Annotated in this window: 22 protein-coding genes; 12 read left to right on the forward strand and 10 right to left on the reverse strand. The window is 72.2% G+C overall.

All coding sequences use genetic code 11. The features are described 5' to 3' along the window. Nucleotides 1–77: 77 nt before the first annotated feature. Nucleotides 78–2,633, reverse strand: a complete 2,556-nt coding sequence (pepN, locus tag ACFXDJ_RS34265; protein ID WP_384662116.1) for an aminopeptidase N — start codon at nucleotides 2,631–2,633, stop codon at nucleotides 78–80. Between the two features lie 109 nt (nucleotides 2,634–2,742). Here pepN and ACFXDJ_RS34270 point away from each other — a divergent pair, with 109 nt between their 5' ends. Next, the gene (locus tag ACFXDJ_RS34270) at nucleotides 2,743–3,390 is read left to right on the forward strand and encodes a DsbA family protein (RefSeq protein WP_384662113.1); all 648 of its coding nucleotides are present in this window, start codon (nucleotides 2,743–2,745) and stop codon (nucleotides 3,388–3,390) included. A gap of 32 nt (nucleotides 3,391–3,422) precedes the next feature. Continuing rightward, complete coding sequence (locus tag ACFXDJ_RS34275) at nucleotides 3,423–4,121, forward strand: hypothetical protein (protein ID WP_384662111.1); 699 nt, start codon at nucleotides 3,423–3,425, stop codon at nucleotides 4,119–4,121. A gap of 39 nt (nucleotides 4,122–4,160) precedes the next feature. Here the strand turns inward: ACFXDJ_RS34275 and ACFXDJ_RS34280 are convergent, their stop codons facing one another. The 3 genes from ACFXDJ_RS34280 to ACFXDJ_RS34290 all read right to left on the reverse strand — a co-directional run bounded on the left by ACFXDJ_RS34280 (nucleotide 4,161) and on the right by ACFXDJ_RS34290 (nucleotide 7,937). Continuing rightward, nucleotides 4,161–4,817, reverse strand: coding sequence for a superoxide dismutase (locus tag ACFXDJ_RS34280; RefSeq protein ID WP_384662108.1), 657 nt, complete (start codon nucleotides 4,815–4,817; stop codon nucleotides 4,161–4,163). A 161-nt stretch (nucleotides 4,818–4,978) separates the two neighbouring features. Next, on the reverse strand, nucleotides 4,979–6,406 hold the full coding sequence (locus ACFXDJ_RS34285) for an amino acid permease (protein ID WP_384662105.1): 1,428 nt from the start codon (nucleotides 6,404–6,406) through the stop codon (nucleotides 4,979–4,981). Between the two features lie 121 nt (nucleotides 6,407–6,527). Beyond that, complete coding sequence (locus ACFXDJ_RS34290; RefSeq protein ID WP_384662102.1) at nucleotides 6,528–7,937, reverse strand: amino acid permease; 1,410 nt, start codon at nucleotides 7,935–7,937, stop codon at nucleotides 6,528–6,530. A gap of 283 nt (nucleotides 7,938–8,220) precedes the next feature. On the opposite strand from ACFXDJ_RS34290, the gene ACFXDJ_RS34295 reads away from it, so the two are divergent. The 6 genes from ACFXDJ_RS34295 (at nucleotide 8,221) to ACFXDJ_RS34320 (ending at nucleotide 11,059) form a co-directional block, all read left to right on the forward strand. After that, entirely contained in the window at nucleotides 8,221–8,802 is a 582-nt protein-coding gene (locus ACFXDJ_RS34295; RefSeq protein ID WP_384662100.1) for a biotin transporter BioY, read from the forward strand. Between the two features lie 153 nt (nucleotides 8,803–8,955). Next, nucleotides 8,956–9,390, forward strand: a complete 435-nt coding sequence (locus ACFXDJ_RS34300) for an Asp23/Gls24 family envelope stress response protein (RefSeq protein ID WP_384656610.1) — start codon at nucleotides 8,956–8,958, stop codon at nucleotides 9,388–9,390. 10 nt (nucleotides 9,391–9,400) lie between these two features. Continuing rightward, nucleotides 9,401–9,604 (forward strand): hypothetical protein, encoded by a 204-nt coding sequence (locus ACFXDJ_RS34305; RefSeq protein ID WP_384656607.1) that lies wholly within the window; start codon nucleotides 9,401–9,403, stop codon nucleotides 9,602–9,604. Further along, complete coding sequence (locus ACFXDJ_RS34310; RefSeq protein ID WP_384656604.1) at nucleotides 9,601–9,987, forward strand: hypothetical protein; 387 nt, start codon at nucleotides 9,601–9,603, stop codon at nucleotides 9,985–9,987. The genes ACFXDJ_RS34305 and ACFXDJ_RS34310 overlap by 4 nt, the downstream gene beginning before the upstream one ends. Next, complete coding sequence (locus ACFXDJ_RS34315) at nucleotides 9,984–10,514, forward strand: DUF6286 domain-containing protein (RefSeq protein ID WP_384656601.1); 531 nt, start codon at nucleotides 9,984–9,986, stop codon at nucleotides 10,512–10,514. The genes ACFXDJ_RS34310 and ACFXDJ_RS34315 overlap by 4 nt, the downstream gene beginning before the upstream one ends. Beyond that, complete coding sequence (locus tag ACFXDJ_RS34320) at nucleotides 10,511–11,059, forward strand: alkaline shock response membrane anchor protein AmaP (RefSeq protein WP_384656598.1); 549 nt, start codon at nucleotides 10,511–10,513, stop codon at nucleotides 11,057–11,059. The genes ACFXDJ_RS34315 and ACFXDJ_RS34320 overlap by 4 nt, the downstream gene beginning before the upstream one ends. Nucleotides 11,060–11,073: 14 nt before the next feature. Here the strand turns inward: ACFXDJ_RS34320 and ACFXDJ_RS34325 are convergent, their stop codons facing one another. The 6 genes from ACFXDJ_RS34325 to ACFXDJ_RS34350 form a co-directional block, all read right to left on the reverse strand. Then, on the reverse strand, nucleotides 11,074–11,829 hold the full coding sequence (locus ACFXDJ_RS34325; protein WP_384656596.1) for an SDR family oxidoreductase: 756 nt from the start codon (nucleotides 11,827–11,829) through the stop codon (nucleotides 11,074–11,076). Nucleotides 11,830–11,839: 10 nt separating this feature from the next. Beyond that, a complete protein-coding gene (locus tag ACFXDJ_RS34330; protein ID WP_384656593.1) occupies nucleotides 11,840–12,643 on the reverse strand; it encodes an SURF1 family protein in 804 nt (267 codons plus the stop codon). Nucleotides 12,644–12,733: 90 nt separating this feature from the next. Then, nucleotides 12,734–12,967, reverse strand: coding sequence for a hypothetical protein (locus tag ACFXDJ_RS34335; RefSeq protein WP_112453882.1), 234 nt, complete (start codon nucleotides 12,965–12,967; stop codon nucleotides 12,734–12,736). 64 nt (nucleotides 12,968–13,031) lie between these two features. Further along, a complete protein-coding gene (locus ACFXDJ_RS34340; RefSeq protein WP_384656590.1) occupies nucleotides 13,032–14,021 on the reverse strand; it encodes a DEDDh family exonuclease in 990 nt (329 codons plus the stop codon). An 81-nt stretch (nucleotides 14,022–14,102) separates the two neighbouring features. Continuing rightward, nucleotides 14,103–16,694, reverse strand: coding sequence for an MXAN_6230/SCO0854 family RING domain-containing protein (locus ACFXDJ_RS34345; protein ID WP_384656587.1), 2,592 nt, complete (start codon nucleotides 16,692–16,694; stop codon nucleotides 14,103–14,105). 152 nt (nucleotides 16,695–16,846) lie between these two features. Continuing rightward, entirely contained in the window at nucleotides 16,847–17,479 is a 633-nt protein-coding gene (locus ACFXDJ_RS34350) for a TetR/AcrR family transcriptional regulator (RefSeq protein WP_384656584.1), read from the reverse strand. Between the two features lie 119 nt (nucleotides 17,480–17,598). Here ACFXDJ_RS34350 and ACFXDJ_RS34355 point away from each other — a divergent pair, with 119 nt between their 5' ends. The 4 genes from ACFXDJ_RS34355 to ACFXDJ_RS34370 are packed head-to-tail and all read left to right on the forward strand — an operon-like array spanning nucleotide 17,599 to nucleotide 21,846. After that, the gene (locus tag ACFXDJ_RS34355; RefSeq protein WP_384656582.1) at nucleotides 17,599–18,396 is read left to right on the forward strand and encodes an acetoacetate decarboxylase family protein; all 798 of its coding nucleotides are present in this window, start codon (nucleotides 17,599–17,601) and stop codon (nucleotides 18,394–18,396) included. Nucleotide 18,397: 1 nt separating this feature from the next. Beyond that, entirely contained in the window at nucleotides 18,398–19,282 is an 885-nt protein-coding gene (locus ACFXDJ_RS34360; protein ID WP_384656579.1) for an SDR family NAD(P)-dependent oxidoreductase, read from the forward strand. Between the two features lie 18 nt (nucleotides 19,283–19,300). Then, on the forward strand, nucleotides 19,301–20,587 hold the full coding sequence (locus ACFXDJ_RS34365) for an amidohydrolase family protein (RefSeq protein WP_384656575.1): 1,287 nt from the start codon (nucleotides 19,301–19,303) through the stop codon (nucleotides 20,585–20,587). After that, a complete protein-coding gene (locus ACFXDJ_RS34370) occupies nucleotides 20,584–21,846 on the forward strand; it encodes an amidohydrolase family protein (RefSeq protein ID WP_384656572.1) in 1,263 nt (420 codons plus the stop codon). The genes ACFXDJ_RS34365 and ACFXDJ_RS34370 overlap by 4 nt, the downstream gene beginning before the upstream one ends. Nucleotides 21,847–21,856: the final 10 nt, after the last annotated feature.

Raw genomic sequence — 21,856 nt, forward strand, 5'->3', positions numbered from 1 at the left:
GCCCCAGACCCCGCGCCTCAAACGCCGGCGGGGCTGGATTTTCCAGCCCGTCCGGCGTTTGAGGACGCCCCGCAGGGCTAGCCCGCCGCTGCGTCGCAGGCCTGGCCGCGCAGCGCACGGGCCAGGTCGTCGCGGGACTCCAGGACCAGACGGCGTAGCGCCGGCGGGGCCGACTCGTGCGCCGACAGCCACGCGTCAGTGGCGTCCAGGGTCTCCCGGGAGTCCTGGAGGGACGGGTACAGCCCCCTCACCACGTCCATGGCGATCTGGATCGAACGGTCGGACCAGATCCCCGCGATGGCGGCGAAGTAGCGCTCCGTGTACGGCGCGAGCAACGACCGCTGCGAAGGCTGCTGCATCCCCGCGATCGTCGCCTCGACCAGCGCGTTCGACAGCGCGTCCGACTCCACGACGGCCGCCCACGCCTGGTCCTTGACCGCCGCCGAAGGCCGCGCGGCCAGGCAGCGCACCTGGTGCCGCTTGCCCGAAGCCGTGTCGTCCCGGGCCAGTTCGGCGGTCAGGACGCTCTCGTCCACCGCCCCGTGCTCGGCCAGCGGCAGCAGGAAGTCCCAGCGCAGCTCCTGGTCCACCTCCAGCCCGTCGATCCGCGCCGAGCCCTCCAGCAGACCCAGCAGCAGCTGGAAGTCGCCCTCGGTCGCCGCGCCCGCCGCGAAGAACCGGGCCCACGTCAGCTGGTGCTCCGACCCGGGCTCCGCGAACCGCAGCTCCTGCAGCGCGCACGCGGCCAGCACCCGGCCGCCCTGCTCCCGCCACTCGGGAGCCGCGTAGCGGGTGACCGCCGTCAGCGCCTGGGAGTGCAGCATCTGGAGCACGCCGACGTCGGTCTCCCGGCCCGCGTGGGCCACTACGAGCGAGACGAAGTCGCGGGCCGGCATCAGCGCGTCACGGGTCAGGTTCCACAGCGCCGACCAGCACAGCGCGCGGGTCAGCGGGTCCGCCACCGAGCCCAGGTGGGAGCGGAGCGTGGCCAGCGAGTCCGCGTCGAAGCGGATCTTGCAGTAGGTGAGGTCGTCGTCGTTGACGAGGACCAGCGCGGGCCGCTCCTGGCCCGCCAGTTCGGACACCACCGTCCGGGCGCCGGCCACGTCCGCCTCGGCCCGCGCGTAGCGGACCAGGCCGCCGTCCGCCTCCAGCCGGTACAGGCCCACCGCGACCCGGTGGGGGCGCAGCTCGGCGCCGTCCTGGAGCACCGCCAGCTCGGTCACCCGGCCGCCCGCGTCGCAGGTCACCACCGGGGTCAGCGCGTTCACGCCGGCCGTCTGCAGCCAGGCCCGCGACCATTCGGCCATGTCCCGGCCGGAGACCTCCGCGAGCACCGACAGCAGGTCGTCGAGCGTGGTGTTCCCGTACGCGTTGGCCTTGAAGTAGCGCCGCGCGCCTTCGAGGAAGGCGTCCCGGCCCACGTAGGCCACGAGCTGCTTGAGCACCGCCGCGCCCTTGGCGTAGGTGATGCCGTCGAAGTTCAGCTTGGCGGCCTCCAGGTCACGGATGTCGGCCGTGATCGGGTGCGTGGACGGCAGCTGGTCGGCCCGGTAGGCCCACGCCTTGCGGCTGTTGGCGAAGGTGACCCAGGCCTGGTCGAAGCGGGTGGCCTCGACCAGCCCGAAGGAGCCCATGAAGTCCGCGAAGGACTCCTTCAGCCACAGGTCGTCCCACCACTTCATGGTGACCAGGTCGCCGAACCACATGTGCGCCATCTCGTGCAGGATGACGTTCGCGCGCCGCTCGTACGAGGCCTGCGTGACCTTCCCGCGGAAGATGTACTCCTCGCGGAAGGTCACCATCCCCGGGTTCTCCATCGCGCCCAGGTTGTACTCCGGCACGAACGCCTGGTCGTACTTCCCGAAGGGGTACGGGTAGTCGAAGATCTCGTGGAAGAGGTCGAAGCCCTGCTTCGTGACGAGGAACACGTCGTCCGCGTCGAAGTGCTTGGCCAGCCCCTTGCGGCACATCGCACCGAGCGGGATCGTCAGGTCCCCGCGCGTGTAGGTGTCCGTCACGTAGTGGTACGGGCCCGCCACCACGCAGGTGATGTACGTGGAGATCGGCGCGGTCTCGGCGAAGCGCCGGGTCTGCCCCTCGCGGGACTCCTCGGCGCCGTTGCTCCAGACCTGCCAGCCCTCGGGCGCGGTCACCTCGAAGCGGTACGGGGCCTTCAGGTCGGGCTGCTCGAAGTTCGCGTACACCCGCCGGGCGTCGGCCGGCTCGTACTGGGTGTAGAGGTAGACCTCGCCGTCCTCCGGGTCGACGAAGCGGTGCATGCCCTCGCCGGTACGGCTGAACGCGCAGTTCGCGTCCACGGTCAGGACGTTCTCGGAGGCCAGCTGGTCCAGGGCGATCCGGGCCCCGTCGAAGACCTCGGCCGGGTCCAGCTCGCGCCCGTTGAGGGTCACGGCGTTGACCGAGGGTGCGATCAGGTCCGCGAAGGTGGCGGCTCCCGGGGTGGCGGCGCGGAAGCGGACGGTGGTCACCGAGCGGAACGTCCGGGGCCCGTCGGCCGGTTCGGCCTCGTCCACCGCGGACCTCAGATCGAGGACCACCTCGTACCCGTCGACGGACAGCAGCTCGGCCCGCTCGCGGGCCTCGTCACGGGACAGATTCTCTCCGGGCACGTGCACTCCTTCGTGCGTGATCGCGATACCTGACCGAATCCTCCCACGGGGAATGGGCGTGCGGTCGGGGCGGTTGGGCAGGGAGGAACGTTCCGATATGAGGAGAGACATGGCTGACACCCAGGTGCGAGAGAAGACCCCTGTCGACTTCTGGTTCGACCCGCTCTGCCCCTGGGCCTGGATGACCTCCCGCTGGATGCTGGAGGTCGAGAAGGTCCGCGACGTCGAGGTCCGCTGGCACGTGATGAGCCTCGCCGTCCTGAACGAGAACAAGCTCGACGAACTGCCCGAGCGCTACCGCGAGCTGCTCGGCCCCAAGGGCTGGGCCCCCGTGCGCGTGGTCGTCGCCGCCCAGCAGAAGTTCGGCGACGAGATCACCGGCAAGCTCTACACGGCGCTCGGCACCCGTTTCCACAACGAGGCCCAGGGCCCGACCCGCGAGGCGATCGCGGCGGCCCTGGACGAGGTGGGCCTGCCCGCCGAGCTGATCCACTACGCCGACTCCGACGAGTACGACGAGGTCCTGCGCGACTCCCACAACGACGGCATCGAGCGGGTCGGCCAGGAGGTCGGCACCCCGGTCATCTCGGTGCCCGGCGCCGACGGCGAGGACGTGGCCTTCTTCGGCCCGGTCGTCACCCCGGCCCCGCGCGGCGACGCCGCCGCCCGCCTCTGGGACGGCACCCTGCTCGTCGCCTCCACCCCCGGCTTCTACGAGATCAAGCGCACCCGCACCCAGGGCCCCATCTTCGACTAGCAGAGGTCCGGTTCCTCCCTTAACGTCCCCTTATGGGGACCAGCCCGGCACAGGAGGAACCGCTCGGCCGCGGTGGCGGTCGGGCGGAGCCCGCGATACCGAACGACAACGCCGCGCACGGCAGCCTGCCCGCACGCCCCCGAGATCGGGTGCTGCGGGCAGCTTGCGTCGCGGTGCCCCCGCTGTGGACGGCGCTCGGGGTCCGGCACGCCGCCGGTGCCCTGCGCCACTACCTCCGGGGCACGGGCCGCCCGTACCGGGTCGACGCGCGGGCGCTGCTCGCGGTGCCCGTCGTACGGGCCGAGGTGGACGACCGGCTCGCCGAGTGGCGGGCGGCCGCCGGGGCGCTGGGCGAGCCGGGCGCGTACGCGGCGGACAGCGGCTGGCGCGGGGTGCTGATCGGCCGGCGGGCCGGCGCGGGCGGCAGTGCGGACTGGTGGCTGGCGCTGCGCGGGGCCCAGTACCGGATCAGCGGCACGGTACGGGTCCACGAGGACGGGTCCGTGGTGAGCGACTACCGGTTCCAGGTGCACAAGAGCTGGAACTTCGACCGCGGGGAATCGGAGTTCGGCATCCCCTTCACCCCGTTCGCGCGGCTGCACGAGACGGGGCTGGCCCGGGAGTTCACGGCGGTCGGCGAGGTGGACGGCCTGGTGGACAGCGCAGAAGGCCCCCGCGAGTCACGTCCTCGCGAGGGCCTTCTGGTGGACACGCCCGCGAGTGAAGGTTGAGAAGACGATCACGAGTCGGGCGGGCTTTCGGGGGTGCGATCAGCCCTTGGCGGGGATCAGCAGCGGGGTGTTCGCCTTGGCGTCGGTGTAGCGCTTGGCCACGTCCTGCCAGTTGACGACGTTCCACATGGCCTCGATGAAGTCCACCTTCTGGTTCTTGTACTGAAGGTAGAAGGCGTGCTCCCAGGCGTCGAAGACCAGGACCGGAGTGCTGGCGACACCGATGTTGCCCTGGTGGTCGTAGACCTGCTCGACGACCAGGCGCCCGCTGACGGGCTCATACGCGAGCACGCCCCAGCCGGAGCCCTGCGTCGCGGAGGACGCGAAGGTCAGCTGCTTCTTGAACTTCGCGAAGGAGCCGAAGGACTCGGTGATCGCGTCGGCCAGTTCGCCGAGGCCGTCTGCCGCGGTCGGCTCGCCGCCGCCCTCGCCGGTCTTCGGGCTGGCCATGTTGTGCCAGTAGATGCTGTGGAGGATGTGGCCGGAGAGGTGGAACGCGAGGTTCTTCTCCAGGCCGTTCAGCGCGCCCCAGTTCTCCTTGTCGCGCGCCTCCGCCAGCTGCTCCAGCGTGTTGTTGGCGCCCGCGACGTAGGCCGCGTGGTGCTTGTCGTGGTGCAGCTCGATGATCTCCGGGTTGATCACCGGCTCAAGAGCCGCGTAGTCGTACGGAAGTTCAGGAAGCGTGTAGATGGCCATGCGTGTGATCCGGTCCCCTCGGCGTGCCAACTGCTTATTGCAATCAATGCGCAACTGCACGCTAGCAGTATCTATTCCACCTCACGTGTAAGGGGTGCCTGCGCAAGACGAAGGCGCGCCCCATGCCGTCGCACGGGGCGCGCCTCGGGGTTCCGTGCGGGTCAGGCCCTGGCGGCCGCCGCCCGGCGCTGCACGGCGTAGCCGGTGGCCGCCAGTGCGGCCGTCAGGCCGCCGGTGAAGATCAGCTGGATCCGGGTGTCGTCGTCCATGGCCATCAGGACCAGGACGGCGACGACCCCGGCCAGCGCGACCCACGTCAGGTACGGGAAGCCCCACATCTTCACGACCAGCTTCTCGGGGGCCTCGCGCTCCAGCCTGCGCCGCAGCACGAACTGCGAGACGGCGATGAAGCCCCAGACGACGAGGATGACGCCGCCGACCATGTTCAGCAGCCAGGCGAACAGGGTGTCCGGGTACCAGTACGACAGCAGCACGGTGACGAAGCCGAAGCCGGAGGAGGCGAGCACCGCGCGGCGCGGCACCCGGCCGGTGACCTTGCCCAGCGCCTTGGGGCCCTGGCCCCGGGAGACGAGGGAGTGGGCCATGCGCGAGGAGCCGTAGATGTTGGCGTTCATCGCGGACAGCAGGGCGATCAGGATGACCACGTTCATGACCTGGCCGGCGTGCGGGATGCCGAGGTGGTTCAGGGTGGCCGCGTACGGGCCTTCGGCGGTCACGGACGGGTCGTTCCACGGCAGCAGCGTGACGATGACCAGCATCGAGCCGACGTAGACGATCGCGATCCGCCACATGGTGCTCTTCACGGCCCTGGCGACGCCCTTGACCGGGTCGTCGGACTCGGCGGCCGCGATGGTCACCGTCTCCAGTCCGCCGTACGCGACGACGGAGGCGAGCAGGCCGACCATCAGTCCGTCCACGCCGTTGGGCAGGAAGCCTCCGTCGTGGAGCAGGTTGGCGGAGCCGGGGGAGCCGGTGCCGGGCAGTACGCCCAGGACGGCCAGGACGCCGAGGCCCAGGAAGAGCGCGATCGCACCGATCTTGAGGGCGGCGAACCAGAACTCGAACTCGCCGAAGTTCGAGACGGCGGCCAGGTTGGAGCTGCAGAACATCGCCATGAAGATCAGCACCCACATCCACGAGGGGGTGCCCGGCAGCCAGTTCGTCATGATGTGCGCCGCGCCGATGGCCTCGACGGCCACGCCCACGCACAGCAGCGTCCAGAACATCCACCCGGCGGTGAATCCGGCCCACGGGCCGATGGCCCGGTCGGCGTGGACCGAGAAGGAGCCGGAGGCGGGGTTGGCCGCGGACATCTCGCCGAGCATCCGCATCACGAACATCACGAGCAGGCCGGACGCGGCGTACGCGAGCACGATCGAGGGGCCGGCGGCCGCGATGCCGGCGCCGGAGCCCACGAAGAGGCCGGCGCCGATCACGCCGCCGAGGGCGATCATCGAGAGGTGGCGCTGCTTGAGCCCGTTGCCGAGCGGCGAGGATCCGCCGGATTCAGTGGGTCCGGTGGGTCCGGCGGATCCGGTGTCGGGCGGGGTCAGGGTGCTCTGGCTCATGGAAGTGGTGCCTGTCCGGTGTGCGGGTGGACGGGATGAGGTGTCCCAGTCTGCCCACTGTCCGGTTATCGGACATTCGGTGTCCAAGATCCGGACATCCGTCCCGCGAAAGCGGCCGGAGTCAGGGCCGCTCGGCCCGGATCTCCCGGATCCACGCCACCAGCAGCACCACGGCCGCCGCCCCCGAGGACCACAGCAGCTGCGGCCGCGCCGAATCGTCGAACAGCATCAGGACCAGCACCGCGGCCATCCCGACCAGCGCCGCCCACGTCGCGTACGGGAAGAACCACATCGGCAGCGTCAGTCGCTCCGGCATGTCCCGCTGGATCTTCCCCCGCAGCCTCAGCTGCGAGACCGCGATCAGCGTCCACACGAAGAGCAGCACCGCGCCCACCGCGTTGAGCATGTAGAGGAAGATCGTGTCCGGCCACAGCAGGTTCAGCACCACCGAGACGAACCCGAAGGCCACCGAGGCGAAGACCGCCCTGCGGGGCACCCCGCCGGGGGAGACCTTCAGCAGGGCCTTGGGCGCCTCGCCCCGCTCCGCCAGGGAGAACACCATGCGCGAGGACCCGTACAGGTTGGCGTTGAGCGCGGACAGCAGCGCCACGAAGATCACGATGTCCATGATCTGACCGGCGTGCGGGATGCCGATGGAGTCCAGGACCGCCACGTACGGGCTCTCGCCCGGCTTCAGCGAGTCCCACGGCAGCAGGGTCACGATGACCAGCATCGAGCCGACGTAGAAGAAGAGGATGCGCCACACGGCGCTGCGCACCGCGCGGGACACGGACTTGGCCGGGTCGTCCGACTCGGCCGCCGCGATGGTGACGACCTCCAGGCCGCCGAAGGCGAAGACGACGGCCAGCATGCCGGCCACCACCCCGCTCGCGCCGTTCGGGAAGAACCCGCCCTGGCCGGTCAGGTTGGCCATGCCGACCGGGGCAGTGTCCGGGAGCATGCCGAAGACCGCGAGGGTGCCCAGGATCAGGAACAGCACGATCGCGCCGACCTTGAGGGCGGCGAACCAGAACTCGAACTCGCCGAAGTTCCGCACGGCGGCCAGGTTGCTGACGGTGAAGACCACCATGAACAGGAGCACCCAGACCCACTGGTCCACCGAGGGTAGCCAGCCGTTCGCGATCTTCGCCGCGCCGGTCGCCTCCACCGCCAGCACCACGACCAGCAGGAACCAGTACAGCCAGCCCGCCGAGAAACCGGCCCAGCGGCCGAGCGCCTTCTCCGCGTACACCGAGAACGAGCCGGAGGCGGGCATCGCCGCCGACATCTCGCCGAGCGCCCGCATCACCAGCATCGCGAGGACGCCCGCGAGCAGGTACGAGCAGATGATCGCGGGACCGGCGATGGTGATGCCCGCGCCGGAGCCGACGAACAGCCCGGCGCCGATCACGCCGCCGAGGCCCAGCATGGTCAGGTGGCGCTGCTTGAGGCTGTGGCTCAGGGGCTCCGGTGGCAGATCGTCCACGGGATCGTCCACGGAGGAAGGCGGGTCGGGCAGGCGGTCGCGCATGAGGGGTGCTCGTACTCTCTGTGGCCTGGTGGCGGTGGGGGCCGCGAGGATTGGAGGGACCCCACAGTCTCCCCGCAGAGCGCCCATCCGCGCAAAACGGACGTCTGGTCGCTAGTGGGTCGTGATACGGATCACTTCAACTCGGGCGTCGAGCAGGGTCTTTGTGCACTCCCCACCAAAGCGGGGAGCGCGGGTTTGTCCCGGGCGACCCTGGGGCGGCGCCGGTCCCGGGACTAACGTCGGTGATCGTCCTTCTCACCACGACCCCCGCGGAGCCCCCGTCATGAGCACTGCTTCCGTCTCCTTCCGGCCCGGCGCCGTCCTCGCCGATCTGCTGCCCGCGAGCCGCGTCCGCGACATCGCGCTCGTCGCCGGCGGAGCCGCGCTCACCGGGCTGGCCGCGCAGATCGCCGTGCCCGTCCCCGGCTCCCCGGTCCCCGTCACCGGCCAGACCTTCGCTGCCCTCCTCGTCGGCACCGCCTTCGGCGCCCGCCGCGGCTTCCTCTCGCTGGCCCTGTACGCCCTCGTGGGCATGGCCGGCGTGCCGTGGTTCGCGGGCGGCACCTCCGGCGCGGGCGGGGCCTCCTTCGGCTACGTGCTCGGCATGCTGCTCGCCGCCACCGTCGTCGGCGCCCTCGCGCGGCGCGGCTCCGACCGCTCGGTCCTGCGCACCGCGGGCACGATGGTGCTGGGCTCCGCCGTCATCTACGCGGTCGGCGTGCCCTACCTCGCGCTGTCCACCGGGATGTCCTTCGGCGCGGCCGTCGCGGCCGGCCTGACCCCGTTCCTGATCGGCGACGCGCTCAAGGCCGCGCTGGCGATGGGGCTGCTGCCCGCCGCGTGGAAGCTCCTCGGCCGCGGCTGATCCCGCTCACGAAAGACGGCAGCCCCCGCCCCCGCGGGGGGGGGGGGTGTAGAGCCCACCCCCCCCCGGGCGATCGGCCGTCGTGGCGCCCGGAGGGCGGTCGGTGGGCTCCCGTCTTAACGTGGTCGGGAGCCCACCGCGAAGGGATCCGCCATGACCGAATCCGCCCAGGGCGGCAGCGCCGCCAAGCCGCCCGCCGACCGGGGCCGGACGACCATCGCCGACGGGGTGGTCGAGAAGATCGCCGGGCTGGCCGCCCGCGAGGTGGCCGGGGTCCACGCCATGGGCAGCGGCACGGGCCTCTCCCGTACCTTCGGCGCGGTCCGCGACCGCGTCCCCGGCGGCTCCAAGTCCGCCGTCAGCCGGGGCGTGAAGGCCGAGGTCGGCGAGGTGCAGACCGCACTCGATCTGGAGATCGTCGTGGACTACGGCGTGTCCATCCGGGACGTGGCCCGTGCCGTCCGTGAGAACGTCGTCTCGGCGGTGGAGCGGATGACGGGCCTGGAAGTCGTCGAGGTGAACATCGCGGTCAGCGACGTCAAGCTGCCCGACGAGGACGACGAGGAGCCGGAGTCCCGACTGCAGTAGAGGAGCCCGCATGAGCATGGCGGTCGTCGGCCTGATGGCCGGCATGGCACTGGGGTTCGCCGGGTACTTCGGTGGCTTCGGGGCCTTCCTGCTGGTGGCGGCGCTGGGCGCCATCGGCTTCGTCGTCGGCCGGTTCCTCGACGGGGACCTGGACCCCGGCGACCTCTTCCGGCCGCGCGAACGTGGCCGCCGAGACCGTGGCGGGGACCGATGAGCACGCCTGCGAAGTCCACGCCTCCGCGGCCCGCCCCGCCCCGGGTGGCCGCCGCCGATCGGGGGGCCACCCGTATCGCCGACCGGGTCGTGGCGAAGATCGCCGCCCAGGCCGCGCGGGAGGCGCTCACGCGCCCCGCGCCGGACGGATCCCCGCCGCACGCCGCCGTCACCGTGCACCACGACATCGCCCGGGTCCGCGTGACCCTGGACCTGGCCTACCCCTCCGACCTCGCCGCCCAGTGCGCGGCCGTACGCCGCCAGGTCGCCCTGCGCGTCGAGGAGTACACGCAGATGTCCGTACCCGAGGTGGACATCGGCATCGAGCACCTGCGCCCCACCCGGGCCCTGCCCGCCGCCGGGAGCGACCGGAGGGTGCGGTGAGCGCCCGCTTCCGTTCGTCCCGCCGGATCCCGGCCGCCGCCCTGGCCGCCACCGTGCTGGGGGTGGCGGGGCTGTTCCTCTACGACCTGGCCGCCGTACGGGCCCACCGGCCCGGGATGCGCTGGCGCCGGGAGCTCGTCCACCAGCTGGAGCGGCACACCCCGGCGGACCCGGGCGTCCTGATCGGCGGCGCGGTCCTCGCCGCGGCCGGGGCCGCGCTGCTGCTGTCCGCCGTCCTGCCGGGGCTCCGCGGGATCCTGCCGATGCGGTCCGGGGACCCGGAGGTCCGGGCCGGTCTGGAGCGCAAGGCCGCCGCGCAGGTGCTGCGGGACCGGGCGATGGAGGTGTCCGGGGTGCGGTCGGTACGGGTCGGCGTGGGCCGGACCCACGTGGGGGTCCGGGCGGTGTCGCACTTCCGCGAACTGGACGACGTACGGGCCGACCTGGACGCGGTGCTGGCCGTCGGGATCGGGGAACTGGGCCTGGCCCACGAGGTGCGGCCGAGGGTACGGGTGAACCGGCGGTGACCCTCGGCGCGGTGAACCGGGCGCTGCTCGCGCTGTTCGGCCTGACCCTGCTGGCGGCGGGGGTGGTGGTGCTGACCGGGTCCCGGCCGCTCGGGGGCCGCGAGGAGCCGCTGCTGGCCCGGGGGCCGCACCGCGGGCTGCCGCCCTGGTGGGCGGTGCTCGCCGGACTCGCCGTGTGCGTGCTGCTGGCGCTGTGGTGGCTCCTCTCCCAGCTGCGGCGGGCCCGCCCGGCGACGCTGCTCGTGGACACCGGGGACGGGGCGTTCGCGGTGCTGCGCGGGCGGGCGCTGGAGGAGGCCGTCGCGGCCGATGTCCGCGCCGCGGTGGACGGGGTGGCCGACTGCCGGGTCGTCCTGCGGGGGCGGCGCGGGGCCCCGGCCCTGCGGGTCCGGCTGGAACTGGAGCCGCACGCGGTGCCGGCCGACGCGCTGGCCGCGCTGGCGGGCCCGGTCCTGACCCGGGCCCGCACCTCGGCCGGGCTGTCCGGACTCTCGGCCGACGCCCGGCTCCGCGTCACCCCCAGACGGGCCCGGCGGGTGGCCTGATGCCGTGACCGGCGTCAGAAGCCGTGCCGGGAGCCGCCGTCCACCGGGAGCATGATGCCGGTCAGGTACGAGGCCGCCGGGGACAGCAGGAACGCCGCCGAGCGGCCGAACTCCTCCGGGGCGCCGTAGCGCCGCAGCGGGATCCGGGACTCGTTGCCGCTGCGCGCGGCGGCCGCGTCCCCGGACAGGGCGTCGAGCTCGCGGACCCGGTCGGTGTCGATGCGGGCGGGGAGCAGGCCGACCACGCGGATGCCGCGCGGACCCAGTTCCACCGAGAGGGACTTCGCGAAGCCGGCCAGGCCCGGACGCAGGCCGTTGGAGATGGTGAGGCCGGGGATCGGCTCGTGGACCGATCCCGACAGGACGAAGCCGATGACCCCGCCCTCGCCCAGCTCCGCGGCCGCCGCCCGCGCGAGGCGGACCGCACCGAGGAAGACCGACTCGAAGGCCGCCGTCCACTGCGCGTCGGTGTTGTCGGCCGCCGAACCCGGCGCCGGGCCGCCCACGCTGATGAGGATGCCGTCGAAACGGCCGAAGCGCTCCCGGGCGGTGGCGACGAGCCGGGCGGCGGCGTCCGGGTCGGAGTTGTCGGCGGCCACCCCGACCGCGTTCGGGCCCAGTGCCGCCGCGGCGGCCTCGGCGCGCCGTGCGTCGCGGCCGGTCAGCACCACCTTCGCGCCGTCGGCGGTCAGTTCGCGGGCGGAGGCGTAGCCGAGGCCCCTGGTGGCGCCGGTGACCACGTAGACACGGTCCTTCAGTCCAAGATCCATGCCCGATACGCTACGCCGTCGGTGACGCGGCCGGCTCCTGGTCCTGCTCCGCGGCCGCCTTCGCCGCGGCCTCCTCGCGGTCGCGCTTCTCGCGCCGTACGAGGATGATCCAGCCCGCCGGCACGCCGAGGGTGAAGAGCCACCACTGCACGGCGTAGGCCATGTGCGGCCCGATCGAGTCGTGATCGGGCTCGGCGACCACCTCGGGCCTGCCGTCCGCCGGGACGGGGGCGGTGAGTTCCAGGTATCCGCCGAGGACGGGCTTGCCGAGGTACTCGGCCTGCTGCGCGCTGTTGATCAGCATCACCTGGCGGTCCGGGAGGCCCTTGCGGTCCTTGATCCCGCTGCCGCCGCTGGTCTCGTCGGCCTTCAGCCGGCCGGTCACCGTCACCGCGCCCGCGGGCGCGGCGGGGACCGGCGGGTAGGCGCGCGGATCGTCGCCGCCCGGCACCCAGCCGCGGTTGACGAGGACCACCCTGCCGTCGTCCTGCACCAGCGGGGTCACGACCTGGAAGCCGACCTTGCCGTCGTTCGAGGTGCGCATCCGTACGACGACCTCGTGCGCGGAGTCGTACGTGCCGGTGGCGGTCACGGCCCGCCAGAAGTCGGCGCGCGGGACGGTATGGCCGGGGGAGGTGACCTCGCCCATCGGAACCGGCTCGTCGGTCAGGTTCTTCGCGATCAGCTCGTTCTGCGCGACCCGGTGCTCATGGCGGTGGAACTGCCAGAACCCCAGCTTGATCATCGTGGGGATGAGGACGAGGCCGATGAGGGTGAGGCACACCCACTGCCGGGTCAGCACAAAGCGGTACACGCCCACGACGGTACCCCCAGCGACGAGGACCCCGGAGGCCGGGTGGCCGTCCGGGGTCGTGAAGGGGAGGGAGCGGGTGCGGATCGGGGGTCAGACGCGGTCGGTGATGCCCACCTTCCCCTCCGCGCGGGCGCAGTGCCCTCCGCAGAACCACTGCCCCTCGACCTCGACGCCCTGCCCGATGATCTGGACCCGGCAGTGCTCACAGATGGGCGCCATGCGGTGAATGGCGCAGGAGAAGCAGTCGAAGACGTGCACAGCACCCTGTGCGTGGACTTCGAAGGACATGCCGTAATCGTTTCCGCAGACTTCGCAACGTGCCATGCGCCACAGGGTGGGACCGGACCGGCCGGACGGGAAAGCGGAAGCCGGGCGAGTCGCCCGACGGTCACCCGTCTGCCGCAGCCACGTCCCGCAGGAGCTGTGTGAAGGCCGCCTCGTCGACGACCGGCGTTCCGAAGGACTTCGCCTTGACCGTCTTGGAGGTCGCCGAGTCCGGGTCGTTCGTCACGAGCAGGCTGGTGAGCCGCGACACGCTCGTCGCGATGTGCAGCCCCGCTTCGACCGCGCGGTCCTCCAGCAGCTCCCGGTCCACCGAGGTGTCCCCGGAGAAGGCGATCCGCATGCCCTGCTTGAGCGGCGCGCCGTCCGCGTAGCGCCCCGGGTTGGGGTACGGGCACGGCGGCCGCTTGCGCGAGGCCCGCCAGCCGGAGCCCGTGTTCCCGCCGCCGGCCCCGTAGGAGGCCTGGTAGCCGACGCGCGGGGCGGCGGGGGAGTCCGACCACTCCGTCAGCGGACGGCATTCCAGCAGGGGCAGCCGTACGTTGTCCCGCGCGGCCGCGTGCAGGGACGGCCGGAAGGCCTCCGCGAGGACGCGGGCGTCGTCGAGCGCGTGGTGGGCGCGCTGCTGGACCACGCCGAAGTGCGCGGCGAGCGACTCCAGCTTGTGGTTGGGCAGCGGGAGGTTCAGCTCCTTGGACAGGGCGATGGTGCACAGCCGCTGACGGACCGGAGCGGTCGCGGCGGCCCGCGCGTACTCGCGGGCGATCATCTGCCAGTCGAAGATCGCGTTGTGCGCGACCAGCACCCGGTCGGCGAGCCGGCGGGCGAACTCCTCGGCGATGTCCTTGAACAGCGGGGCGTCCTGGAGCATGTCGCTGGTCAGGCCGTGGATCCACACCGGTCCGGGGTCCCTCAACGGGTTGACCAGCGTGTACCAGTGGTCCTCGACATTGCCCTGAGCGTCGAGCCGGTAGACGGCGGCGGAGATTATCCGGTCGTCGCGAGCGAGCCCGGTGGTCTCCACGTCGACGACCGCGTACCCCTGTGGGTAGGCGGTCGGCCACATCGTCTCTGCGGTCGTACGGTCGGCGAGCATGGTCACAGAGGATATCGGCCCGCACCGACACCCGTGTCCGCGATGCCTCCCTCGCGCATCACCGGCCCGCCTTCCCGGTGCTCAGCCCAGAGCCGCGACGAGGTCGCCCGCCGCGAGCTGTTCGAGCCCGCAGCCGTCAACCGGCCCCGGCAGCAGCCGGTACACCGACCCGCGTGCCCCGGTCGGCGCGACATCGCCCTGTACCAGCGCGAGGAACGCGGACCTCCCCGAGGCGGCGGCGCCGGCCAGGGCCTCGACATCCGTCGCGCACCTCACACCGTCCGGGTCGCGCAGCGCGACCAGCCGGGCCGCGAAGGCCGCCGTGTCCTCGTCCGCGCCCCGCCGGTAGGTCCACAGCTCGTCGGGGTCGCCCGACCGCGGGGTGCGCCGCAGCACGGCCACCTCCGGGCAGCGCGCGGCGGCGTGCCAGGCCGCCAGCTCCCACAGGGTGGTGCGGCCGGTGGCGAAGTACTGGAACAGGTCCCGCCCGATGCGGGCCAGGTCCTCCTGGTGCGCCCACACACTGTGGTAGCCCTCGTCGTCCGGCAGGTGCACGTCGGTCCACAGGAAACCGCGCCTCTCCAGGTCGACGAGCAGCGGCACGTGGATCCGGGAGTTCCCGACCAGGTCGTAGCGCTGGCGCACGGTCCTCGGGTCGTAGCGCGAGGTGCGCCCGGAGCGGCCGGGCAGGGCCATGAACCCGGCGAAGGCGTCGGGGAGCAGCTCGAACGGGATGTTGTTGAAGGCGAAGACCACGGGCATGGCGAAGCGGACGCCGGTGCCGGCGAGCCGGTCCAGGTCGAGGTCCACGTACTCGCTCGCCCCGTTCGGCGCGGGCGCGGAGGTGAGGTCGCCGGAGTGGACGACGGCCCGCTCGCCGTACACCAGGTTCGTGTAGTCGCAGACGCCCGCGTAGTTCCAGTCGGCGTCGAACAGGACCACCGACAGGTCGAGGTCCACCCGCTGCCTCGGCGGCTCCATCCAGTGCAGGAACATCCGCAGCACCTCGCCTTCGGGCAGCGCCTGGAAACTGCCCTTGGGTACGGTGACCAGCGCCTTGGCGGCGGCCCGTTCGGCGGAGGGCACGTGGAGGTGCGCGAGCCGGGAGTCGAGGACGGCCACGTCGTACGGTTCGGCCGCGGCCAGCCGGCTCAGCACCTCGCGCTCGAAGAGCTCGCACACCGAGCGGGTCACCGCCTCGGCGAGCGGGGCCCGGTCCTCGTCCCGGGCGTAGGAGTGCGCGACCTGGCCGCGCGGGAAGAACACCCGCCGGGCGGCGGGCAGATGGCGGATCCGCAGCCGCCCGAGCGCGGACAGCAGCGGTCCGGGGCCCGCCTTCGGCAGCCGTTCGGCCAGCACCCCGGCCACCCGTGCGGGCAGGGTGTCGGCCGCGTACAGCCGCAGCAGGTGGTCGAGCCGGCGTACGAGTTCCCCCGGCCGCTCGGCGAGTACGGTCAGGGCCCGGTCGGGGTCCCCGCCGCGCAGGGCCTCCTCGGCGCGCCCGGTCCACGTGGCCGGGCGCAGGCGCGAGCCGTCGACCCGCACCGCGTGCGGGTGGGCGGCGGCCGTCGAGAGCAGGGCGGCGCCGAGCTCGGTGCCGGTGGTGTCGGTCCCGCGCAGTACGGCGAAGGCGAGGGCGGCGCGAGGGTGGCGCGCGTACCGCTCGAAGGGGTGCAGGATCTCGGCCGCGCGCTTCCACGGGTCCGCGTGGCGCAGTACGTCCTCGACGAGCAGTGCCGGATCGAGGGAGTCCAGGACGGCGAGCAGCTCGCGCCGCAGCGGGCGCGGCAGGGACCGCATGCGCGGTGGCGCCAGCAGGTTCGCCTCCCCGCCCGACCACACGGCGAGCAGCCGCAGTACATCGGTGGCGGTGGTGAGCCGCTCGGGCAGCAGGGCCCGTACGGTCTCCCGCGTGCGGCGCTCGCGCAGCAGGGTGCCCAGCACCAGCGCCTTGGTCTCCCGCACGGGGATCGATTCCGGGATCCAGCCGAGGTCGGCCGGTGCGTGGGCGAGGAGCACACGGGCTTCCTCGGTGTCCTGAGGTGAGAGCGGGGTGCGGCGGGCGAGGAGCTTGCCGAGGGCGGTGACCGTGTCGGCCGCTCGGTCGGCGGCGAAGTTCAGCAGCCGCAGCGGACCGCCGCCCGCGGGCACATCGCCGGCCGGCCGCGGGGCCGGCCGCATGAAGGGGTCCGCGGGGTCGATCCGCCCGTGGCAGATGGGGCAGCCGGCGTAGTCGGATCCGTCCCAGCAGCCGCGGCAGACCAGGTGGGCGCACGGCGAAACGGGGTGGACGCCGCCGAGGGTCGCGCACAGCACACAGGGCTGGTCCGGCCACTGGAGCAGCAGGGTGAAGACGCGGTCGACCCACAGGGCGTACGTGTCGTCGGGCACGGAGGCGGGGAAGGTGCGGAACAGCGGCATGTGGGTGCGGTCGGCCCCCAGCAGGATGTCGATGTCCCCGATCAACTGCCCGCCCGCGGCGGCGAGTCCGGTGGGTCCGAGCCATGCGAGCGCCGAACGCAGGGAGCTCGTCAGGGCGAAGCCCCGGTCGAGCAGCTCGGCCTCCAGGGCCATCAGGCCCTCGGCCGTCGACGCATCGCCCGGGCGCGGCCCGGCCTGGTCGACGTAGACGGTGTGCAGACGGCGCAACAGGACGGTCGACAGCTCGGGCAAAAGGGGGATTCCTCCGGAACCGGGGAGAGGGACGAGGCGGGGCGGAGAGGGGACGCGCTACGGGTTTTCGTAGGAGGTTGAGAAGGAAGCACGTCGCGGAGCCGCCCCCGCGCAGCAGATACAACCACGGGCGCGGATGGCCGCAAAGTGATTTATCGCGGTGGAGCGGACGGCGTCAGCAGGGCTCGTACCAGTGACCGCACGGACAGTTGGAACAGCCGTTCCGGGTCCACCGGGCGGGCCAGGGCGCGGGCCAGGGGCGGGTCGTGCGGGGCGTCGGCCGGGTCCCACAGCTCGCTTTCGGCGGGGGACTGGGCGGGGGAGCGTTCGCGATTTCGCTCGACCAGGACGAAGCCGATGATCTGGAACTGGATCGCGCGCACCGCGTCGGCGGCCCGTGAGCCGCGCAGTCCGGCCGCGTGCACCTCGTGCACCAGGGCCTGCTGCGCGGGCAGGAACATCCGCTCGGTGAGGCCGCGTTCGTGGACCATCGCGATCAGGTGCGGGCGTGTCCGCAGTTCGCGACGGAGGATCCGGGCCACCGAGAGGATCCGCTCGGCGGGGTTGCGGCCGGCGGGCCGGATCGCGCCCATGTCCTGCACGGTCCGCTCCACGAGGGCGTCGAGCAGGGACTCGCGGTTGCCGACGTGCCAGTAGATCGAGGTCACGGCCGTGCCCAGCTCGGCGGCGAGCTTGCGCATGGTGAGGGCGGCCGGGCCGTGCTGTTTGACGAGCGAGGCGGCCGTGTCCAGCACCTCGGCCCGGGTCAGCGCGGTTCTCGCCATGGGAGCCGTCCCAACTTTCTGTCGATTCGTCAGATCGGGTGAGTGCAGGGGTCTTTACCCTTCATCGGTCCCGGTGTAACTGTGTTACAGAACGAACCTACCGAAGGGTGGTGCTGGACATGGCACGCGTACGGTACGGAGCGCGCACCGAGGCGGAGATCGCGGCGTCGCGCGAGAAGAGTTCCAAACTCCCCGACATCTGGTCCACCGGCGTGGTGGCGGTCTGGGAGAGCGATCCGGACGTGGTGGCGGCGGTCCTGCCGCCGCCGTTGAAGCCCGCCGAGCGACCCCTGGTCCGGGCCAACATCAGCAAGGTGGACCTGCCCGGATACCCGCTCGGCGCCGGCTCCGTGGCCGTCGCCGCCCAGCACGGCGGGGTCGAGGGCTGGTACCCGCTGGTCATGCCGATGACCATGGAGCGCGCCCTGACCGGCGGCCGCGAGGTCTTCGGCGAGCCCAAGAAGCTCGGCGAGGTCACCGTGGAGCGCGAGGGCCTGGTCGTACGGGCCTCCCTGGCCCGGCACGGGATCGCCTTCGTGGAGGTGCGCGGGGCGGTGGACCGCGCGCTGCCGCTGCCCGAACCCACCACGAAGACGGACTTCTACTTCAAGTTCCTTCCCGCCGTGGACGGTTCGGGCTTCGACTGCGACCCGGTGCTCGTGCACTGCACGCGCAACGAGAAGGTCCGCAAGCTGGAGCACATCACCGGGGACGTGGTGCTCCGGGAGTCGATGTTCGACCCCATCGCGGACCTCCCCGTACGCCGCATCGTCGAGATCACCATCGGCGAGAAGACCACCGACCAGAAGGGCCGGGTCGTCGAGCGGGTCAGCGCCCAGGCCCTGCTCCCGTACATCCACCAGCGCTACGACGACCCCATGCAGATCCTGGACGGACCGCCCGAGGGGAGTGTGTGACGTGCGACTCGAACCAGGACAGGTGGCCGTGGTCACCGGAGCCGCCAGCGGCATCGGCCTCGCCATGGCCCGCCGCTTCGCCGCCGAGGGACTGAAGGTGGTCCTCGCCGACGTGGAGGAAGGCGCCCTGCGCAAGGCCGCCGAGGAGCTCGCGGCGGACGGCGCCGAGGTGCTCGCCAAACTCGTCGACGTCAGCGACCGGGACTCCGTGATCTCGCTCGCCGACGCCGCCTACGAGACCTTCGGCGCCGTCCACGTGCTCTGCAACAACGCGGGCGTCGGCTCCGGCGCCGAGGGCCGGATGTGGGAGCACGAGCCCAACGACTGGAAATGGGCCTTCTCCGTCAACGTCTGGGGCGTCTTCCACGGCATCCAGGCCTTCGTCCCCCGCATGATCGCGGGCGGCGCCCCCGGCCACATCGTCAACACCTCCTCGGGCGACGGCGGCATCGCCCCGCTGCCCACCGCCTCCGTGTACGCGGTCACCAAGGCGGCCGTGGTCACCATGACCGAGTCGCTCTACGCCCACCTCAAGGCGGAGGGCGCCGCCATTGGAGCCTCCGTCCTGTTCCCCGGACCGCACATGCTGCGCACCGGACTGTGGGAGTCGCACCGCAACCGGCCCGACCGGTACGCGAAGGAGCGCCCGCGCAAGTCCCCGTACCGCAGCCTCGACCAGTACGAGGCCGCCATGAAGCAGGCCGGGCACGAGGTGGACTTCACCCCGGTCGAGGACGTCGCCGAGCACGTCGTGGACGGCATCCGCGCCGACCGCTTCTGGATGCTCCCCGACAGCGAGCACAGCGACCGGCAGATCCGCGCCCGCTCGCAGTCGATGCTCGACCGGGCCAACCCCGCCTACTTGGAGAGCTTCATCCTCGACTGAGGAATCGACGGGAGTGCAGTGAGTACGTACGAAGATCCGTATCTGATCATTTCCTCCGACTGTCACGCGGGGCTGCCCACCGAGCAGTACCGCCCCTACCTGGACAGCGCGTTCCACCCCCAGTTCGACGAGTTCCTCGGCCAGCGCGATGCCCGCCGCGCCGAGGCCACCAAGCTGGGCGTGCGCAACGAGGCCTTCGCCGAGAAGTGGTTCCACGACCACGAGGAAGGCCTCAAGGGCGGCTGGGACGTCACCCAGCGGCTGAAGGAGCTCGACGGCGACGGCGTGGCCGCCGAGGTCGTCTTCCCCGACGCCGACGCCGTGGACAGCCAGACCGCGGCCCCCTTCGGGGTGGGCCTCGGGCTCTCCGGCGACCAGGACCCCGTCCTCGGCATGGCCGGCGCCCAGGCGCACAACCGGTGGCTCGCCGAGTTCGTCTCTCAGAACCCCGAACGCCACTGCGGGGTCGCCCTGCTGCCCATCACCGGCGACCCCGACAAGGTGGTCGCCGAGATCCACCGCGCCAAGGAATCGGGGCTCGGCGCCCTGATGATCCCCGCGATGTGGGTGGACAAGGCGCCCTACCACGACCGCCGTTACGACCCGGTGTGGGCGGCGGCGGCCGAGACGCAGATGCCGATCGTCACCCACTCGGGATCCTCGCCGCGCCACGAGTACGGGGACCACCTGGGCATCTTCGTCTCCGAGGTCACCTGGTGGCCCTCGCGCCCCCTGTGGTTCCTGCTCTGGTCCGGGGTCTTCGAGCGGCACCCGGGGCTGAAGTTCGGCGTCGCCGAGTCGGGCTGCTGGTGGCTGCCGAACCAGCTGTGGTTCATGGACCGGCTCTACCTGGGCGCGCACGGCGGCAAGAAGCTCTCGCCCTTCGAGGAGCTGAAGCGGCCGCCGAGCGAGTACCTGGACCGCCAGGTGTTCGTCTGCGCCACCAACACCAAGCGGCGCGAGCTCGCCCAGCGCTACGAGATCGGCGTGGACAACATCCTTTGGGGCTCGGACTTCCCGCACCCCGAGGGGACCTGGCCCAACACCGGGAACTGGCTGAAGAACACCTTCCACGACATCCCGGTCGGCGAGACCCGCCGCATGCTGGGCCTGGCGGCGGCGGAGGTCTTCGGCTTCGACACCGAGAAGCTGGCGCCGATCGCGCGGCGGATCGGGCCCACCCCGGCCGAGCTGGGCCAGAGCGAGGACCAGGCGGCCGTCGAAGCCTCCTGGGCGCGCTCGCGCGAGGTGGGCCGGCACTGGCTGACGGAGAACGACTTCCCGGTGCTGGGGGTGAACGGATGACCTCGGCGGAAGGGCGCGCGGACCGCGAGGACCGCCAGGACCGCCAGGACCGCTACACGGTCATCTCGGCGGACTGCCACGCGGGCGCCGACCTGCTGGACTACAAGCCGTACCTGGAGAAGCGGTACCACGAGGAGTTCGACGCCTGGGCCGCCACCTACGTGAACCCGTACGAGGACCTCCTCGCGGACACGGCGGACGCCAACTGGAACTCCCAGCGCCGGCTGGCCGAGCTGGAGGCCGACGGGATCGTCGCGGAAGTCCTCTTCCCGAACACCATCCCGCCGTTCTTCCCGAAGTCCTCGCTGATGGCCCAGCCCCCGACCCCCTCGGAGTTCGCCCTGCGCTGGGCGGGGCTCCAGGCCCACAACCGGTGGCTGGCCGACTTCTGCGCGGACGCCCCGGGGCGGCGCGCGGGCGTGGTCCAGATCCTGCTGAACGACGTGGACGAGGCGGTCCGCGAGATCCGCCGCACCCGGAAGGCCGGGCTCACCGGCGGGGTCCTGCTGCCCGGGGTCCCGCCGGGCTCCGGGATCCCCGAGCTGCACTCGCAGGCCTACGACCCGATCTGGGCCGTCTGCGACGAGCTGGACGTCCCGGTCAACCACCACGGCGGTTCGGCCTCGCCGCCGCTGGGCGAGGAACCGGCCGCACGGGCCGTCTTCATGGTGGAGACCACCTGGTTCTCCCACCGGGCCCTGTGGCACCTCATCTTCGGCGGGGCCTTCCGCCGCAACCCCGGGCTGAAACTGGTCCTGACGGAGCAGGGATCCGGCTGGATCCCCGGGGTGATGGACATGCTCGACTACTACCACGGCCGTCTGGTGGCGGCCTCGGCCACCGCCGAGGCCAAGTTCGGGGCGGGCCTGGCGGAGTCCATGGGCAAGGGGCCGAGCGAGGTCTGGCGGGACAACTGCTTCGTGGGAGCGAGCTTCATGCGCCCCCACGAGGTCCCGCTGCGGGAGCGGATCGGCCTCGACAAGATCATGTGGGGCAGCGACTACCCCCACGACGAGGGCACCACCCCGTTCTCCCGCGAGGGCCTGCGCATCGCCTACGCGGGCCTGCCGCGCGAGGAGGTCGCCGCCATGGTCGGCGGCAACGCGGCCCGGGTGTACGGCTTCGACCTCGGCCTCCTCGACGCCGTGGCCGCGAAGCACGGCCCCCTGGTCTCGGAGATCGCGGAGCCCCTGACGGAGGTCCCGGCGGGCGCCACCAGCCCGGCCTTCGCCCGAGGGGGCTCGGTCCGGGTCTGGTGACGGGGCGCGG

This window comes from Streptomyces sp. NPDC059443 (assembly GCF_042750105.1).
Classification (GTDB): Bacteria; Actinomycetota; Actinomycetes; order Streptomycetales; family Streptomycetaceae; genus Streptomyces.